This is a genomic window from Duganella qianjiadongensis, from assembly GCF_009857915.1.
In the GTDB taxonomy this organism is placed as follows: Bacteria; Pseudomonadota; Gammaproteobacteria; order Burkholderiales; family Burkholderiaceae_D; genus Rugamonas; species Rugamonas qianjiadongensis.
Genome location: NZ_WWCM01000021.1, coordinates 26,386 through 43,322, shown reverse-complemented (window position 1 = coordinate 43,322; position 16,937 = coordinate 26,386). Strand labels below are relative to the sequence as shown.

The window sequence follows — 16,937 nt, the reverse complement described above, 5'->3', positions numbered from 1 at the left end:
TGGCGGTCTTTTTTTTCCCGCACCAGCGCCGCAATACCTATGGCGTGCGCTGGCCGATGTGCTGGGCGAGGAAGGTTTCGATCTGGCGCCACAGGTCTATGCGTGGCCGCTGGGTTTTCCAGTCATCGACTGTGGTGGTGTATTCGAGCCACTGCACGGGCGCCTGATGGGCTTGCAGTGCTTCATAAAGTTTGCGGCCCTGCTGGTAATCGGGCCGCTCGCTATCCTTATCGTATGCCAGCAGTACGGGCTGCTGCAACTGCTGCAGGTGTGCGCTGTCAGGGTCGTTCTTGGGCGCTACCATGGCCGACCAGCTGATGCCGCATTTGAATACTTGTGGCTGTTGTAGCAGGCTTTTCAGGGCAGTATAGCCGCCACTGCCTGCACCCGCGATGCAGACCCGGGCGGGATCGGTATAGCCCTGCTTGACGGCCCATTGCACGGCGTCGGTCAGATCGGTCAGCGCGTCGGGCGTCTGGCCCGCTGGCGCGCCTTGCGCATGCTGCCAGCCGAAGCCGCTGCTGCCGCGCGGGCTGACCTGTAGCACCGCATAGCCGCGCGAGGCGAGGAACTGTACTTCGGCATTCCACTCCCAAACGCCGTTGCGCTCGGACATGTTGCGGTTGTTCAGCAGCACAGTCGCAAACGGCTGCTTGCCTGTATGTTTAGGCAGGGTCAGGAATACGGGGATCATGCGGCCATCGCGGGCGGCAAAGCGTTCCATGTTCATATTGGACATACGCTGCGGTGGTAGGGCGGGCATGGCCGTGCCCAGTAGTTGCACTGCGCGGGTCTGGCTGTTGTACAGCAGATAGGCGTGGCTCTGGATGTCCGAATGGGTATTGATCAGCACATATGGGGTAGTGCTTTGGCGTCCGCGTGAAATCAGGTTGACCAGTCCGGGGAATTGTTCGTCGACCTGCTGCTGCAAGGCTTTCATGGCGGGATCAAACCAGACCGTGGTGGTGGCATCCGTGTTGAAACGGTAGCCCAGAATATCGCGCGCCCCCACGATGAAATGCCCGTCCAGATCAAAGCCAGGCGCAACGACCAGGGCGGGTTGCTGCAGCGCCCTGCGCTGCATATCGTAGCGGTAGATGGCGGCCTCGTCGCGCTGATTGCGCGCGCGCACATACAACTGGTCTTGTGCATACACCAGCGGCTTGAAGCCGTCGTCGTGGTGGATGTCGCGGGTGTCGAATTCGTTCCAGCTGTCACCATCGCGGAAATAGCTGCGCATTTGTTCGTTGCGCCGGGCCACGGCCACGCGTGGCAGGCCCTCGGCGTCGATCAGGGTATGGAAGGTTTCGCTGGGCGAACGGATATTCGTAATCCGGCCCGTGCGCGTGTTCAGGCGCACCACTTCCGAGTGGTCCAGATATTGCGAAATGACATACATCTCGTCCTTGGGCCAGACGGGAAAACCGCCGTAGTTGGTGGGGCCGCGAAAATCGTATTTGATCTGGTAGCCATCGGCAAAGCCATGCGGCCTGTCGATGGTGGAGCGCAGCAGGATGCGGTTGCTGCCATCGCGGTCCATGGCATAGAGTCCGGTCTGGCCGATCTCTCCGCCATGGTCGATATTGGTCGTAGTGAAACCTATGCGTTCGTCGCTGAGCCAGAAGAATTGCTCGATGTCGGCATTGTTGAAGTTGGCCACGGCACGGGATTGCTGGGTTGCCGTATCCAGCACGGCCAGCATCATGCGGCCATGAGGGGATAGCCGGCGGATGGCGAGATAGCGCCCATTCGGGGATATCGTGGCACCGCTGGTGTCGGGACGCTGGAAAAACTGTTCGACGGGAATCTGGCTGGCGACTTCGGCGGGGGCTTGCGCCTGGATGTGGCTGGTGAAAAGCACCAGACTGAAGAGACTAGCAGCAAGCAAGCGCATGATAATTTTTAGATAACTAATTAAAATGCAACTTTAACGGCAAATGGTGGCTGCAGCAATCACCGTGTGAAATTAGCGCCCGCTGCGCCCACGCGCAAACGTAGGCGTGGTGGCGCGCGGGGCACGGCCGCCTGCGCTGTGCGGCCGGAGCAGGGGGCGCTGTTACAGGTAGCGCGACAGCAGGGCGCGGTTGTAGGCGGCGCCCAGTTCGATGCGCACGATGTGGCCGCTGCCGGCAGCGACGCTGATCTCGTTGCCGTCGTCGGACAGCATGCGGGTGAGCGTGATGTCGTGGTTGCCGTCAGGGTGCATGACTTCGATCTTGTCGCCCACGCTGAAGCGGTTTTTCACGTCGACGCGCGCCCAGCCGTTTTCGACACCGATCACATCGCCCACGTACTGGCTGCGGTCGGCCTCGGAAGCGCCGCGCATATAGTTCTGGTGCGCCTGGGTATGGTGGCGCTGGTAGAAACCATCGGTATAGCCACGGTTGGCCAGACCCTGCAGCTGGCCCAGCAGGCTGATATCGAACGGACGGCCAGCCACCGCATCGTCGATGGCGCGGCGGTACACCTGCGCCGTACGGGCTGCATAGAACAGCGACTTGGTGCGGCCTTCCACCTTGAGCGAATTGACGCCGATCTTGACCAGACGCTCGATGTGCTCGACGGCGCGCAAGTCTTTCGAATTCATGATGTAGGTGCCGTGCTCGTCTTCGATGATCGGCATCAGCTGGCCCGGACGCTGGGCTTCTTCAATCAGATACGGACGGTCGGCCAGCGGGTGGCGCGCTTCCTGATGCAGGGTGGAGAACGGACGGGCATCCGCTTCTTCGATGGCGCGCTGGAAGTTGAGGGGAATGACTTCCATCCGGCCCAGATCGCCGGTGGCGTCCTCGGCGGCGTTCTTCACCTGATAGTCCCAGCGGCAGGAATTGGTGCAAGTGCCCTGATTCGGATCGCGGTGGTTGAAGTAGCCCGATAGCAGGCAGCGGCCTGAATAAGCGATGCACAGGGCGCCGTGGACGAACACTTCGAGTTCCATTTCCGGACATTGCTGGCGGATTTCCTCGATCTCGTCGAGCGACAGTTCGCGCGACAGGATCACCCGGGTCAGGCCCATGCGGTGCCAGAACTTGACGTCGGCCCAGTTGACGGCATTGGCCTGCACCGACAGGTGCACCGGCACGTCCGGCCACTTGTCGCGCACCATCATGATCAGGCCGGGGTCGGCCATGATCAGCGCGTCGGGCTTCATATTGATCACCGGCTCCATATCGCGCAGATAGGTTTTCAGCTTGGCGTTGTGGGCGAAGATATTGCTGGCCACGAAGAACTGCTTGCCCCGTGCGTGGGCGCCATCGATACCCTCCTGCAGGGCATCGAGGGTGGAAAAGTCATTATTGCGCACGCGCAAGCTGTAGCGAGGCTGGCCCGCGTACACGGCATCGGCGCCGTAATCGAAGGCGGCGTGCATTTTGGCCAGCGAACCGGCAGGCAGGAGGAGTTCGGGAGAGCTAAGCATGATAAAAAGAAGCGCGCAAAGTGGCGGATCTTAGTGCCTAGCGTCTAGCTAGTCCTTGATCTGGATCAAAAAGATGGGATATCGGGACCAGACCGGCCTTGCTGGCCCCGTAAAGTACACCTAGCTGCGGGCCGGGATGTGAAGGCCTTTCGCCACGGCCGGCCGGGCCACGAAAGCGGCCAGCACGCGCTGCACTTCGGGATAGCGGCTGATTTGCACCAGCTCGCCGGCGCCGTAGAACTCGATCAGGTTGCGTATCCACGGGAAGATAGCGATGTCGGCGATGGTGTACTGCTCGCCCATGATCCACTGGCGGCCTTGCAGGCGCTGTTCCAGCACGCCCAGCAGGCGGCTGGCTTCGGCCACGTAGCGGTCGCGCGGGCGCTTGTCTTCGTATTCCTTGCCGGCGAATTTGTGGAAGAAGCCCACCTGGCCGAACATCGGGCCCACGCCGCCCATCTGGAACATCAGCCATTGCAGGGTTTCGTAGCGCAGCGCCAGATCGTCGGGCAGCAGCTTGCCGGCCTTGGCGGCCAGATAGATCAGGATGGCGCCCGATTCCCACAGGCCCAGCGGCTGACCCTCAGGACCATTGGGGTCTATGATGGCGGGAATCTTGTTGTTCGGGTTGAGCGAGAGGAATTCGGTCGACAGCTGGTCGTTCTTGTCGAAGCTGACTAGATGGGCTTCGTAAGGCAGGCCCAGTTCTTCCAGTGCGATGGAGATTTTGACGCCGTTGGGTGTCGGCAGCGAGTACAGCTGGATGCGCTCGGGGAATTGCGCCGGCCATTTCTGGGTGATGGGGAAGTCAGCAAGAGTTGTCATGTCGGGTCCGTAGAAAACTGTTGAGCGGGAATTATCCACGGATTTGCCGAATGCTGCTCGCGGTGCCCGCAAATGCTGGGCGGGGCACCGTTGCAGTGTGTTTTAGCGCAGCAGTGATGCGCTTACAGTGCCTTGCTGCACAGACGGAAGTCGGGATCGTCCGGATACGGCTGGATCTGGAAGCCCAGACTGGCCATGAGCTTGAGCATGCCCGTGTTCTTGACCAGCACCAGTCCGTCGATTTCCGTCAGGCCTTTGTCGCGCGCCACGTCCATGATGGCCAGCATCAGCCGCGTGCCCAGACCCTGGCCGCTGTAGCGGTCATCCACCAGCAGCGAGAACTCGCAGGTGCTGTGGTCGGGATTGGCGATGTAGCGCGACACGCCGATGATGTGCGAGGTCTCGATAAACTCGCCATCTTCGCCCGGCGTGCGGGTGGTCTGTACGGCCACCAGCGCCATTTCGCGGTCGTAGTCGATCAGCGTGTACTTGGCCAGCATGGGCACTGACAGTTCGCGCAGCGAGGAAGCGAAGCGGTAGTAGCGCGATTTCTCCGACAGGCCGCGTACCAGATCCTGCAGCATGGAGGCATCGTCCGGCTGCACGGGGCGCAGGGTGTACTGGCCACCGCCGCGCATCGGCCATTCCTGCGTGTAGTTGGACGGATAAGGCAGGATGGCCAGATGGTCGTAATCGCTGGCCGATGGCGGCGCCGCGTCGACCACGATGCGGGCATCGACTGCCAGCGCGCCGTTTTCATCGACGATCAGCGGGTTGATGTCCATCTCGCGCAGCTGCGGCAGCTCGCACACCATTTCCGATACGCGCAGCAGCATCTGTTCGACCGCTTCGCGCTGGGCTGGCGGCGCACCGCGCCATTCGCCCAGTGTTTCGGCAGTGCGCACGCGGTCGATCAGGCGCTGGGCCAGGAACAGGTTCAGCGGCGGCAGTTCGACCGCACGGTCGTTGATCAGTTCTATCATGGTGCCGCCCGCGCCAAAGCTGATAGCGGGGCCGAACAGGTGGTCGGTCACCACGCCGATATACAGTTCGCGGCCATGGCGTTTGCCAGCCATCTTCTGGATGGTGACGCCGTTGATGCGCGCTTCCGGCTGCAAACGGCGCACGGTGGCCATCATGTCGCTGAAGGCGTCGCGCACGGCGGCGGCATTCTGCAGGTTCAGCACCACGCCCTGCACATCGGATTTGTGCGGGATATCGGGGGAATCGATTTTCAGCGCCACCGGGTAGCCCAGCTGGCTGGAAATGAGCATGGCTTCGCTGGCCGTGCGGGCGAGGATGGTCTGGGTGATCGGAATGTGGAAGGCCGCCAGCAGGGCTTTCGATTCCATCTCGGTGAGCACCTTGCGGCGTTCGGCCAGCACGCCTTCGATCAGCAGGCGGGCGCCATCCAGATCGGGCTTGGCCAGCTGCGATAGCGGCGGCGGGGTCTGGTGCAGCAGTTGCTGGTTCTGGTAGAACGAAGCGATATTGCTGAAGCCATCGACCGCTGCTTCCGGCGTGCGGAAGGTGGCCACGCCGGCCGTGTTGATGATCTGGCGCGCTTCGGCCACCTGTTCGTCGCCCATCCAGCAGGTCAGCAGGGGCTTGCCCAGTCCCGCATTCATGGCGCTGACGGCGCGCGCCACGCCGGCCGGATCGCCGCCCAGTTTGGGCGAGTAGATCACCAGCACGCCATCGACTGCGCTATCGCGCGCGCACGCCTGTATTGCGGCGCAGAAGGCGTCGGCATCGGCATCTTCCGACAGGTCGAGCAGGTTGGACAGGGTGGCATTGGCCGGCAGGATAGGCATCAGGGTGCGCGCCGCTTCGTCCGACAGACGGGCCAGTTTCAGATCGAGTTCGTCGATCCAGTCGGCGGCCAGCACGCCGGGGCCGCCGCCATTGGTGACGATGGCCAGGCGCGGGCCCACCGGACGGTAGCGCGAAGCCAGACACTTGGCGGCAGCGAACAGCTGCACGAACGACTTCACGCGCACTGCACCGGTGCGGCGCAGGGCAGAATCGAAAATTTCGTCGGAGGCGACGATGGAGCCGGAGTGGGTCAGTGCGGCCGCCGAAGCCGCCGAAGCATTGCCGGCCTTGAGCACCACCACCGGCTTGGTATTGGCCGCGCCACGCAGGGCCGACAGGAAGCGCCGCGCATTGGTCACGCCTTCCATGTAGATCACGATGCTCTGGGTGGCCGGATCGGTGGCGAGGAAGTCCAGCGTCTGGGCCAGATCGACGGCGGTATTGGCACCCAGCGACACCACGGTGGAAAAGCCCACGGCATTCTTGTTGCCCCAGTCCAGAATCGCCGAAGTCAGCGCGCCCGACTGCGAAATCAGCGCCAGACTGCCGGGCTGGGCCAGCTGGCCGGCCACGCTGGCGTTGATGCACAGGCGCGGACGCTGGTAGCCCAGACAGTTAGGCCCCAGCAGGTGGATGCCGTGTTTGCGGGCGATGTTGTGCAGCTCGCGCGCCTGCGTGCTATCCACCCCGGCCGACAGGATCAGCGCGGCGCGGCACTGGATGCGGCCCGCCACTTCCAGCGCAAAGCACAGTTCTTCGTTGGGCAGGGCGATCACGGCCAGATCGGCGCGCGAATGGGCCAGATCGGCCAGCGTGCCTGTCATGCCGACATCCAGATAGGTTACCGGCCCCTTGAAGCCGCCCTGTTCCAGCTGGGCGCTGATACTGCGGCCATAGCTGGTCTGGGTGTCCGGCTGGTCCGGCTTGCCGGCAAAAACAACGATGGACTGGGGCGAGAACAGGGGGGTAAGGTAGTGGGTTTCCATGAGCGTGATCGGCAGTGTGGGAGATCGGCAAGCGCCGGGTAAGCGCTGCCGACAATAGCATTGATCGGGTTCAGTCGTCCATTCCGAGCAAAACTTTCACGTGCGCGGCGGCGCTGCGCGCCAGCGAGGACATCACGTAGCCGCCTTCCAGGCAGGACACGATGCGGCCCTGGCAGTGGCGCTGCGCTACGGCGACGATCTGTTTGGTGATCCACGCGTAGTCCGCCTCGACCAGACCGAGGTTGCCCATGTCGTCATCGCGGTGGCCGTCGAAGCCGGCCGAAATGAAAATCAGCTGGGGGCGGAATTGATCCAGCGCGGGTATCCATTTTTCCAGCACGGCCTGACGCAGCGGCTCGCTGCCGGAGCGGGCCGGCAGGGCCACATTCACCATATTCGGCCCGCGCGGCACATTGCCGCAGAACGGATACAGCTTGTCCTCGAAGATGGAGCACATCAGCACGCGCTCGTCGTCATGCAGAATGTCTTCGCTGCCATTGCCGTGGTGGACGTCGAAATCTACCAGCGCAACCCGTTCCAGCCCGTGCACATTGAGGGCGTGGCGTATGCCGACGGCAACGTTGTTAAAAAAGCAGAAGCCGCCGGCGGCGTTGTACTCGGCGTGGTGGCCGGGCGGGCGCACATTGCAGAAGGCCGTGCCGGCGCCCTTGGTCAGCACCACGTCGGTGGCCAGCACGGCAGCCCCGGCAGCACGCAGGGCGGCCTGATAGGTGTAAGGGTTCATGCTGGTGTCAGGATCGACCTGCACCGTGCCTTCCTTGGGCGACTGGGCCGCCAGTTCGTGGATGTACAGGCTGGCATGGGCTTGCGCCAGCTGTTTTTCGGTGGCTAGCGGGGCATCCATGGGCTGCATGAAATCGAGCAGGCCCTTGATCAGCAGCATGTCGTTGACCGCGCCCAGGCGCTCCGGGCATTCGGGGTGTTGATCGCCCATCGAGTGTTTCAGGCAATCGGGGTGGGAAATATAAACTGGCAGCATCGTCAAACGTGGGGTAGCGTTACAGGCACGTGCGTTGGCTATGCACGTGGTCGTGGGTGAAACCTAACGAAGTCAATTCAGTGTAATGAGCGAGATCAAGTATTTCGTTGATCTATATCAAAGATACACAAGGCATATAAGGCAGAAAAATCAGGACGAAAAAAAACCGGGCTCTGCAAGAAACAGAGCCCGGTTTTCTAGTCCAGCACGTTGACCTTAGAACTGGTTCATCGTGTTGTCTTTACCTGCTGCTTTCAGGGCTGCTTCGCCGCTGAAGTAGTCTTTGTGGTCGTCGCCGATATCGGAACCGGACATGTTCTGGTGTTTTACGCAAGCGATACCCTGACGGATTTCTTTACGTTGTACGCCAGCGACATAACCGAGCATACCCTGATCGCCGAAGTATTCTTTGGCCAGATTGTCGGTCGACAGCGCAGCCGTGTGGTAGGTCGGCAGCGTGATCAGGTGGTGGAAGATGCCGGCTTCGCGGGCTGCATCAGCCTGGAAGGTGCGGATTTTCTCGTCAGCTTCTTTGGCCAGTTCGCTGTTGTCGTATTCCACGCTCATCAGCTGGCTGCGCTCGTAGGACGATACGTCTTTGCCGGCCGCCTTCATGGCGTCGTAGACTTGCTGACGGAAGTTCAGCGTCCAGTTGAACGATGGGCTGTTGTTGTACACCAGCTTGGCGTTAGGGATGACTTTGCGGATTTCGCTGACCATGCCGCCGATCTGGGCGATATGTGGTTTTTCCGTTTCGATCCACAGCAGGTCGGCGCCGTTTTGCAGCGAGGTGATGCAGTCCAGTACGCAGCGGGCTTCGCCGGTGCCGGAACGGAACTGGAACAGGTTCGATGGCAGACGCTTAGGACGCAGCAGCTTGCCTTCGCGTTTGATGATCACGTCGCCGTTGCCCAGTGCGTCAGCCGACACTTCTTCGCAATCGAGGAAGGAATTGTACTGGTCGCCCAGGTCGCCTGGCTGTTTGGTCACGGCAATCTGCTTGGTCAGGCCGGCGCCCAGCGAGTCGGTACGGGCCACGATGATGCCGTCGTCCACGCCCAGCTCCAGGAAGGCGTAGCGGATGGCGCGGATCTTGGCCAGGAAGTCTTCGTGCGGCACGGTGACTTTACCATCCTGGTGACCGCATTGCTTCTCGTCCGAAACCTGGTTTTCGATCTGGATGCAGCAGGCACCGGCTTCGATGAACTGCTTGGCCAGCAGGTAGGTTGCTTCGGCGTTACCGAAACCGGCGTCGATGTCGGCGATGATAGGCACGACGTGGGTAACGTGGTTGTCGATTTTTTCCTGGATGGCAGCTTTAGCGGCGCCTTCAGCAGCGTCCAGTTGACGGAACAGACCGCCCAGTTCACGTGCATCCGCCTGACGCAGGAAGGTGTACAGCTCTTTGATCAGGGCCGATACGGCAGTTTTTTCGTGCATCGACTGGTCTGGCAGCGGGCCGAATTCCGAGCGCAGAGCGGCAACCATCCAGCCCGACAGGTAGAGGTAGCGGCGTTCGGTGCTGTTGAAGTGCTTCTTGATCGAAATCATCTTCTGCTGACCGATGAAACCGTGCCAGCAACCGAGCGACTGGGTGTATTTGCTTGGGTCGGCATCGTAGGCGGCCATGTCGGCGCGCATGATTTTGGCCGTGTATTTAGCGATGTCCAGACCGGTTTTGAAGCGGTTCTGGGCGCGCATACGGGCAGCCGACTCAGGGTTGATGGCGTTCCATGCACTACCTTCTTTTTGCTTCAGTGCAGCAACGGCTTGGATGTCGTCTTGGTATTGGGACATGATGATTTCCTTGGCTGTTAAACGAAATAATTAAGACTGAAAAAGGGCGCCGGTAGTGGGGGTAATGCGGTTCACTGTGGCCGGCTGGTAAGTAAATAATGCGTTGAAAACTTTCTTTAAAAAGCGAAGTTCGATGGAATAATCATAGCCCTTTTTTCCTCGAGTGGCATGTCTTATATAAGACATATAACTTAATTTTATCTATTATTTTTCAATGACTTAGTTATTAAATTTTATGATGTGGAACGACTTTTTATCGGATGGGATAAAATCTGTGGTTTTTTAGCGACCCGGATTCTGCAATGTGAGAATGCCTTTTCGCATTGTGGGAAATACTGTCTGAATGGTGCGACGTTGTGTTGCCATATGTCATTGATTTACTTTGCCGGCAGGCGTAAGGTCGATTTTGCGGGAGAAACTACAAAGGAGATAGCAATGAAAAAGAGCGCGGCCTTCATGGCGTTGATGTTGCAGTGCGGTTGGCTGGCCGGTGTGCAGGCAGGCGAGGCGCATGGCAGCATGGCCGAAGCGGAAGCCATGGTGCAGCAGGCGGTAGCACTGGTGAAATCGGCCGGTCCGGACAAAGCCTATAAGAGCTTTACCGAGCACCCGAATGGCGCATTCCGGGACAAGGATATGTATGTGTTCGTCTACGACTTCGAGGGCAACTGTCTCGCGCAAGGGGCCAATGCCAAGATGGTGGGCAAGAACCTGTACATCATGAAAGACGTCGACGGTAAGCCCTTCATCAAGGACATGATAGACATGGTCAAGAGCAAGGGCAAAGGCTGGTACGGGCCCTATAAGTTCAATAATGCGGCGACCAATAGCTACGATCTGAAAAAGTCTTACTGCGCCCAGGGGGCAGCCAACACTATGGTGTGCGTGGGTATCTACGAAGGGAACTAGTACGCGGGGCGTGGTGGCGGTCTGGCCGCGCCTCACAAAATGTCTTTATGATAAGCTCCGGAGCATGGCCGCTTACCCGCTGCGGGTAATGACGATCCGGAGGAGATATCGTGCCGCTATACCGATGGGTGCTGGGTAGGGGATTGTGCATGCTGGCGCTGGTGGGCTTGCAGCAGTACGCATGGGCCACCGATGTGTACACCATCGATATGAACTCCAGCAAATCGCGCTTCAATAATAGCCATGTGATGAACTTGCTGAAGGCAGCGCTGGAGGCCTCCAGTAGCCGCTACGGTGCCTACGAACTGAAGGTCTCCTCGCTGCACATGGAGCGCGAGCGTCTGCTGCAGGAAATGCTCAAGGGCGATAGCGTGAATTTGAGCGGGCAGGTCACTTCGGCCGAGTGGGAAAGCCGGCTGATTCCTATCCGCATACCGCTAGACAAGGGCTTGTCCTGCTACCGGATTTCCCTGATCGACGGGCGCAAGCAGAACCTGTTCAGCGCGGTGCAAACGCTCGATCAGCTAAAACAGTACAGTGTGGGGACGGGGCGGCAGTGGAGTTCCAGCAGTATTTACCGCCATGCCGGTTTACCGCTGGTAGAAAGCAATAGCACGCTGGGTCTGCACAATATGCTGGCGGCCGGGCGCTTCCAGTATTTTCCTCGTGCGATAGATGAAGCATTCTACGAGCAGGCGGCTCACGTGCAGGAGTTTCCTGCGCTGGCGGTGGAGCGCAGCTTTGCCCTCTACATTCCGGCGCCACGTTATTTCTTTATCGGTGGACAGCAGCAGCGGCTGGCGCAGCGGCTTGAATACGGTTTGCAGCGGCTGATTGCCGATGGCCGCTACGAGCAGCTATTTCACCAGTTCTACGACGGTCTGATCGAGCAGGCGGGCCTGCGCAAGCGGCGCATTTTCCGGCTCGACAATCCGGAACTGTCGCCGCTGACGCCGCTGCAAGTCAAAGCCTACTGGTATGTGCCGGACTAGCCGCCGCCGGCCAGGCTAGCCATACGGAGTGTAGTCGAAGCCGTTCTGCATCACTCCTATCAGCGCTGCCTTGTTTTCCGCACTCTCGCTGATGTCGGCCAGGGCCTGTGCCACCGTAATGACTTTGGTATCGAGCAGGTTCAGATACCAGTTCAGGCCGCCCGCATCAGGTGCACGGTGCAGCACGTTGTCATACATTTTTTCCAGTATGGCGCGGTTGCCGCTGGCGCCGCTGTATAAAGTCTTGAATTCGTCGGACTGGACGAAAGCCGTGCTCACCTCGGCCAGACTGACGCCCTGATCCATGGCCTTGATCCAGAAGCCCAGTCCGCCCTTGTCCGGGCTGCGGGCGAAAGCGGCCTGATAGATGCGGTAGGCCTGGCCGGCATTGCCATCGATGTCGAAGGCCATCGAGCGGTCATCGAACTGTACCCGTTCGATGCCGAGCAGGGTGTGCAAGCCTTGCGGCAGGAACCAGCCATCGATCTTGAGTACTTCGCCAGTCTTGCGGATCAGGTAGTCACTGGCCGTGCCAGGCATGATGACGGTGTCTATGCCGCCCTTGCCATCGATGATCTGGTTGCCGACCGGACTGCGGAAGGTTTCATTGGCGGCACTACCGTCCTGTCTTGCGGGTGAGGCCGGCGTACGGAATTTGATAGTGGTGCCCTCGAACAGGTGCTTGCTGGTATCGGCCACGCTGCCGGCGGCTAGTGTCAGCACATAATCTGTGTCATAAGCCAGCGCGCTAGGGCGTAGGGTCAGGGTGGCCATGCCACTCTCCACGCTGGCATTGCCCTTGGTGCCACTGAATTCTTCGACTAGTTCACCGCTGGCCAGCCGCAAGGTGGCGGCACCGCTTGCGAGACTCAAGGTTTCGTCAAAATTAAGGTACAGCGCGGTGCCCCGTTCTAGTATGCGTCCGGCACTGACGCCCTCGAGGAATTTGTACAGCGGAGGCAGGGTGTCAACGAAAGCATTGTAATCAAGGCTAGCCTTAAGGGTATAGCTACCGGTTGAATTGTCCTGCTGCGCAACGCGCAAATATAGCGTGGTAGCACTGCTGGCATGATAGTTAAGTACCGGATCTTTGCCGTACAGCGGACTAGGGCTGGCGATGACTGTACCGCTGCTATCCACCAGTGCTAGCTGCATCATATTCGAGGGCAGGGTACCACCCCGTCCGGTGGTACCAGTCAGTTCGAAGTTGTACTGGTGCCCTGCCTGCATGTCGACGCGGTACCAGTCCGCATCGGTGGCAAAGTCGATATTCCCCAGCTTGACCTGACCGGGGCTCAGGCTGGCTGTCGTGCTGGTGTCGCCAGCAACAGTGTCTTGCCGATTGGCTGCCATGCTGATGGTATAGCTGGCAGTACGTGCATACATGGGATCGTCGAGTGCCAGATAGTAGGTGCCCGTCTGGCTGGCGTGAAAAACCAACTGGCTAGTCGCGTCATAACCCCAGTCCGTACGTTGCGCTAGCAGCTTGCCGCCAGCGTCGCGCAACTGCAAGCGCGCCGCCGTTATCAACGACGGGTCAGCGTTACCGCCCTCGAGCCGGAATATATAATCGGTGCCTGCCTCCAGCGATAGCTTGAACCAGTCCACATCGCCCGGCACTTCCAGCGTCCCGCTGGCGCGCGCTGCGGCAGCGAGCTGCCCGGTGGTGCTGGTGTCGGCGCTGAAATCATCTGGCGCAGCCGGCGCCACTGTCAGGGTGTAGGCGCCCGTTTCGGAGAAGCTAGAGACTTGAAAATAATAGTCGCCACTGGCCGTGGCTTTCCAGAGCTGGGCATTCTGCCCGCTGACAATGCTGTTATCGAAGCCGGCGGGCTGGCCATAGGCGTCGAAGAAATGCAGATCGAGCTTGGTGCCGTTGCTCGTCTGTGCTCGCATCAGGTAGGACTGGCCTGCCGTTAGAGTGGCTTTGAACCAGTCGGCATCGCCCAGCACTTCCAGTTTGCCTTGCGCCGGCGCGCTGGCCAGCACGCGGCCGGTGGTTGCAACGCTGGCCAGATAGTCGTCCGGTGCCAATGTCAGGGCGATGTGGTAGGCAGGCGTTGCGCCAGGCAGACTGCTGGCGCTGATGAAGTACTGGCCATCCTTGTAAGGCAGCAGCGTTACAAAGCTCGCGCCATCGCTAGTGTAGCTGTGGGTACTGACCCAGGTGTCAGGCGTGAAGTACAGATAGCGCTGTAGCTGGTCCGGTGCGGCAGTGCCGCGGTCGAGTTTGACGGTGTAGCTGACGCCGGCCTGCAATGAAAGGGCGAACATATCGGTATCGGTGCCGTAGTCGATCTTGCCGTTGAGCTGGCCATTGACGGGTAAGGGCGTGGCATTAGATGTGTTGTCGCCGTGGTCATCATATTGCAGTACGCTGGCGCTGAGCGTATAACTTCCACGTAGATAGGCGGACCCCATGTCGAGGTAATACTCGCCGCTACGGGTGGGGGTGAACTTGATGGTAACGGGGGCACCTAAGGGCGCGCTCTCGGTCAGGCCCGCATTGACAAATTGGCCTGGCGCGACCTCTTCCCACAGGCGTAAATAAGGTTCGAAGACTTCATAGCCAGCGGTGTCGAGTGTGCCTGCATGTGATTCTAGCCCTTTGAAGGTGAACTGGTAGAGTGTCAGTGCATCGAGTTTGACGCGGAACCAGTCATGGTCGCCAACTTTTTCCAGCATGCCTTGTACGCTGCTCCCCACGTCGAGCCGTCCCGCGGTTGAATTATCGGCGGCCAACTCGCTGGCGGCGCTGACACTAAAGGCCAGCGGCGCGGTAAAGGGCGATTTTTGGAATACCAGATCCATCGATTGGGCAGTGACCTGATAGTTGCCAACGGGCAGATCGAACCACGCCGCCCAGTTGCCATCGCGCCCCACCACGGTACGGACTTGTTCCTTGCCATCGAGGTAGATCATGAGGACGGTATTAGGCTCGGCAGTTCCGCTGAAATGTGGGCGGTCAGTGCTGAGGACGTTGCCGGCACCGTTGTCCAGCATGATGGTCGGTGCAACTGGGGCTACGCTATCAATGTGGACCTTCCATGGTTCGGTTGTGCTGGTGCTACCTAAATTATTGGTAGCAGTGGCGGTGAATATGTAGTCGCCATCGTCCAGATGGGGCGTCAGACCAGCCCAGTGGCCATCAGCTTCGGCCCGAATAGTATAGAACGCTTGACCGTTGCACTGGATACGTATGGTTGCACCGGGTGTGCTCATGCCATACATAAAGAAGTTAAGCGAGCGTGCCTGATGAAAGTCGCCATCCAGACCCTGATAACCCGACTGGAGTGTTGTAGTCGCGACTTGGAAAGGGAGATTCACTTTCAGCACTTCGCTGCTGTCCGTCAGGAAGTCCTTGCTGCTAGCCTTGGCGACGAACTCGTGCGGGCCAAAGGCTGGCCATGTGGGTAACTGGTAGGTGTACATGCCGTCTGCACCGGACGTCAGAGTCGTCAGCAGTGTTCCATCCATATACAGTTCGACTGTGCAGTATTCTGAGGTCCAGCCAGTCAGACCAAAGTGGTCGAGCTTTTCCGGGGTATCCGTGATTCTGTCGACAAACAATTTTGGCTTGATCAGATAACTCATGCGAGTAGGGAAGCTGGTTAAATAAATTGAAAGTGTAGCCGATTTGATAATTTTCGCGGTGTTTTTGTAACCTAGGTGTGGGGGCGGGAGAGTGATGATGCTTGGTCTTGCAATGTTCGGCAGACTGGATTTGTTTGTGACGGAGGGATGTATATGCCAGCCTTACGTTGTTTATTGACACTGTTTTTTCTTATGCTGGCTACGCAGCAGCTCGCGGCGGTCAGAACGGCGCAGGCGCAGACCCGGGTGCCGCTAGCCCAAGCAGGGGCGAAACTGGAAGAGTTGTACGTGCACGGGCGCAAGGTGCTGGTGCATGTTCCATCTGGTTATGATTCCACCCGCGTTCTGCCATTAGTATTAGGTTTGCATGGCGGCGGCGGGCATGCCGAACTGATGGCGGACGATAATCGGTATGGCTGGCTGCGGCAGGCCGATCAGGGTGGTTTTATCGTGGCGTTTCCGAATGGTGCCAGCCGGTTGCCCGGCGGACGTCTGGCGACCTGGAATGCCGGCGGCTGCTGCGGCTACGCGCGCGATCAGAATCTGGATGATGTGGCGTTTCTGCGCGCCGTGGTGGCCGAGCTCAGGGGACGTTACCGCATCGATAGCGCACGGGTGTTCGCTGCCGGCATGAGCAATGGCGGCATGATGGCGCACCGCCTCGCCTGCGATGCGGCCGATCTGTTCCGTGCCGTCGCTTCCGTGGCGGGCACCGATGCCAGCGCAGGCTGTCAGCCATCCCGTCCCATCCCCGTGCTGCATATCCATGCCCGTGACGATGATCATGTGCTGTATGCGGGCGGTGCCGGTCCGGCAGCGTTCCGCGACCGGCGCAGCGTGATGGAATTTGTCTCGGTACCGGACACTATCGCGCGCTGGGTACAGCGCGACCAGTGCCAGAACCGGCCGGTGCGCGTGCTGGAGGTAGCGGGCGGCTGGTGCGAGGCCTATCGCGACTGCAGCGCGGGAAGCAGCGTCGAGCTATGTGTCACGCAGACGGGCGGGCACTCGTGGCCCGGTAGCCGCGCAGGGCAGGGTAGCCAAGCCTTCGATGCGACAGAGCTGATCTGGCGCTTCTTCTCCGCCCAGTCTGCACCGCCGTCCGCAGCAGAAACCCGGCCCGTCAATACGGGACGCTAGGCGCCGGTGCTGTCACGCTCCAGTCACATTGGGCGCGTACGCTAGTACGGATGGGCGCTGTATGCGCTCCCCAACCTCAATTCGTGGGATGTACATGAGCATAGACCATATCGACGTTAGTGACCGTTTGCGCAGAGTGATGCTGGGCGGCCGTCTGGACATCGTAGGCACGGAAGAAATCGCGCTACAGTTTGCCGCCCTCACCGCTTCGGGAAAACATCGCGTGGTGGTGGACCTGAGCGCCGTGAGCTATCTCGCGTCAATAGGCATACGCGCCATTGTGGCCAATGCGCGCGCCATGCAGGCACGCGGCACGCGGCTGGTGCTATTCGTCGGAAACAATGAGCTGGTGGCGCAGACGCTGGAAGTGACGGGCATAGACGGCGTGATTCCCATGCTGCGCGATCTGGCGCTGGCCGACGAGGCAGCGCTGGCTTGAATACCCTGCTCAGTCCGGGCCT

The 16,937-nt window shown here is 60.0% G+C and carries 11 protein-coding genes; 4 read left to right on the top strand and 7 right to left on the bottom strand.

The genetic code is table 11. From position 1 onward, the window contains the following. Positions 1 to 37: 37 nt before the first annotated feature. From GTP27_RS20750 to GTP27_RS20725, 6 genes are all read right to left on the bottom strand, one after another. The gene (locus tag GTP27_RS20750) at positions 38 to 1,894 is read right to left on the bottom strand and encodes an alpha/beta hydrolase family protein (RefSeq protein WP_161041011.1); all 1,857 of its coding nucleotides are present in this window, start codon (positions 1,892 to 1,894) and stop codon (positions 38 to 40) included. Positions 1,895 to 2,056: 162 nt separating this feature from the next. Then, on the bottom strand, positions 2,057 to 3,418 hold the full coding sequence (gene trhP / locus GTP27_RS20745; RefSeq protein WP_161041010.1) for a prephenate-dependent tRNA uridine(34) hydroxylase TrhP: 1,362 nt from the start codon (positions 3,416 to 3,418) through the stop codon (positions 2,057 to 2,059). Between the two features lie 120 nt (positions 3,419 to 3,538). Beyond that, positions 3,539 to 4,243 carry a glutathione S-transferase N-terminal domain-containing protein gene (locus GTP27_RS20740; protein WP_161041009.1) on the bottom strand — a complete coding sequence of 235 codons (705 nt, stop codon included), beginning with the start codon at positions 4,241 to 4,243 and terminating at the stop codon, positions 3,539 to 3,541. 122 nt (positions 4,244 to 4,365) lie between these two features. Beyond that, a complete protein-coding gene (locus GTP27_RS20735; RefSeq protein WP_161041008.1) occupies positions 4,366 to 7,044 on the bottom strand; it encodes a bifunctional acetate--CoA ligase family protein/GNAT family N-acetyltransferase in 2,679 nt (892 codons plus the stop codon). A gap of 70 nt (positions 7,045 to 7,114) precedes the next feature. After that, entirely contained in the window at positions 7,115 to 8,044 is a 930-nt protein-coding gene (locus GTP27_RS20730; RefSeq protein ID WP_161041007.1) for a histone deacetylase family protein, read from the bottom strand. A 216-nt stretch (positions 8,045 to 8,260) separates the two neighbouring features. Next, positions 8,261 to 9,841 carry an isocitrate lyase gene (locus GTP27_RS20725; protein WP_161041006.1) on the bottom strand — a complete coding sequence of 527 codons (1,581 nt, stop codon included), beginning with the start codon at positions 9,839 to 9,841 and terminating at the stop codon, positions 8,261 to 8,263. Positions 9,842 to 10,276: 435 nt separating this feature from the next. Here GTP27_RS20725 and GTP27_RS20720 point away from each other — a divergent pair, with 435 nt between their 5' ends. Both GTP27_RS20720 and GTP27_RS20715 read left to right on the top strand, forming a co-directional pair. Beyond that, the gene (locus GTP27_RS20720; protein WP_161041005.1) at positions 10,277 to 10,750 is read left to right on the top strand and encodes a cache domain-containing protein; all 474 of its coding nucleotides are present in this window, start codon (positions 10,277 to 10,279) and stop codon (positions 10,748 to 10,750) included. A 110-nt stretch (positions 10,751 to 10,860) separates the two neighbouring features. Further along, the gene (locus GTP27_RS20715) at positions 10,861 to 11,742 is read left to right on the top strand and encodes a transporter substrate-binding domain-containing protein (RefSeq protein ID WP_371865968.1); all 882 of its coding nucleotides are present in this window, start codon (positions 10,861 to 10,863) and stop codon (positions 11,740 to 11,742) included. 15 nt (positions 11,743 to 11,757) lie between these two features. Here GTP27_RS20715 and GTP27_RS20710 read toward each other — a convergent pair whose 3' ends face one another. Continuing rightward, a complete protein-coding gene (locus GTP27_RS20710) occupies positions 11,758 to 15,219 on the bottom strand; it encodes a pre-peptidase C-terminal domain-containing protein (RefSeq protein ID WP_161041004.1) in 3,462 nt (1,153 codons plus the stop codon). Positions 15,220 to 15,528: 309 nt separating this feature from the next. Here GTP27_RS20710 and GTP27_RS20705 point away from each other — a divergent pair, with 309 nt between their 5' ends. Together GTP27_RS20705 and GTP27_RS20700 are read left to right on the top strand one after the other, a co-directional pair. Beyond that, positions 15,529 to 16,476, top strand: coding sequence for an extracellular catalytic domain type 1 short-chain-length polyhydroxyalkanoate depolymerase (locus GTP27_RS20705; RefSeq protein ID WP_161041003.1), 948 nt, complete (start codon positions 15,529 to 15,531; stop codon positions 16,474 to 16,476). A 94-nt stretch (positions 16,477 to 16,570) separates the two neighbouring features. Beyond that, on the top strand, positions 16,571 to 16,915 hold the full coding sequence (locus GTP27_RS20700; RefSeq protein ID WP_161041002.1) for an STAS domain-containing protein: 345 nt from the start codon (positions 16,571 to 16,573) through the stop codon (positions 16,913 to 16,915). Positions 16,916 to 16,937 lie beyond the last annotated feature (22 nt).

What these genes read in the sequence shown, in the direction of transcription:
- GTP27_RS20750 (WP_161041011.1), bottom strand. Translation starts at nt 1,894, where the DNA reads ATGCGCTTGCTTGCTGCTAGTCTCTTCAGTCTGGTGCTTTTCACCAGC.
- trhP (WP_161041010.1), bottom strand. Translation starts at nt 3,418, where the DNA reads ATGCTTAGCTCTCCCGAACTCCTCCTGCCTGCCGGTTCGCTGGCCAAA.
- GTP27_RS20740 (WP_161041009.1), bottom strand. Translation starts at nt 4,243, where the DNA reads ATGACAACTCTTGCTGACTTCCCCATCACCCAGAAATGGCCGGCGCAA.
- GTP27_RS20735 (WP_161041008.1), bottom strand. Translation starts at nt 7,044, where the DNA reads ATGGAAACCCACTACCTTACCCCCCTGTTCTCGCCCCAGTCCATCGTT.
- GTP27_RS20730 (WP_161041007.1), bottom strand. Translation starts at nt 8,044, where the DNA reads ATGCTGCCAGTTTATATTTCCCACCCCGATTGCCTGAAACACTCGATG.
- GTP27_RS20725 (WP_161041006.1), bottom strand. Translation starts at nt 9,841, where the DNA reads ATGTCCCAATACCAAGACGACATCCAAGCCGTTGCTGCACTGAAGCAA.
- GTP27_RS20720 (WP_161041005.1), top strand. Translation starts at nt 10,277, where the DNA reads ATGAAAAAGAGCGCGGCCTTCATGGCGTTGATGTTGCAGTGCGGTTGG.
- GTP27_RS20710 (WP_161041004.1), bottom strand. Translation starts at nt 15,219, where the DNA reads ATGGATGGAACACTGCTGACGACTCTGACGTCCGGTGCAGACGGCATG.
- GTP27_RS20705 (WP_161041003.1), top strand. Translation starts at nt 15,529, where the DNA reads ATGCTGGCTACGCAGCAGCTCGCGGCGGTCAGAACGGCGCAGGCGCAG.
- GTP27_RS20700 (WP_161041002.1), top strand. Translation starts at nt 16,571, where the DNA reads ATGAGCATAGACCATATCGACGTTAGTGACCGTTTGCGCAGAGTGATG.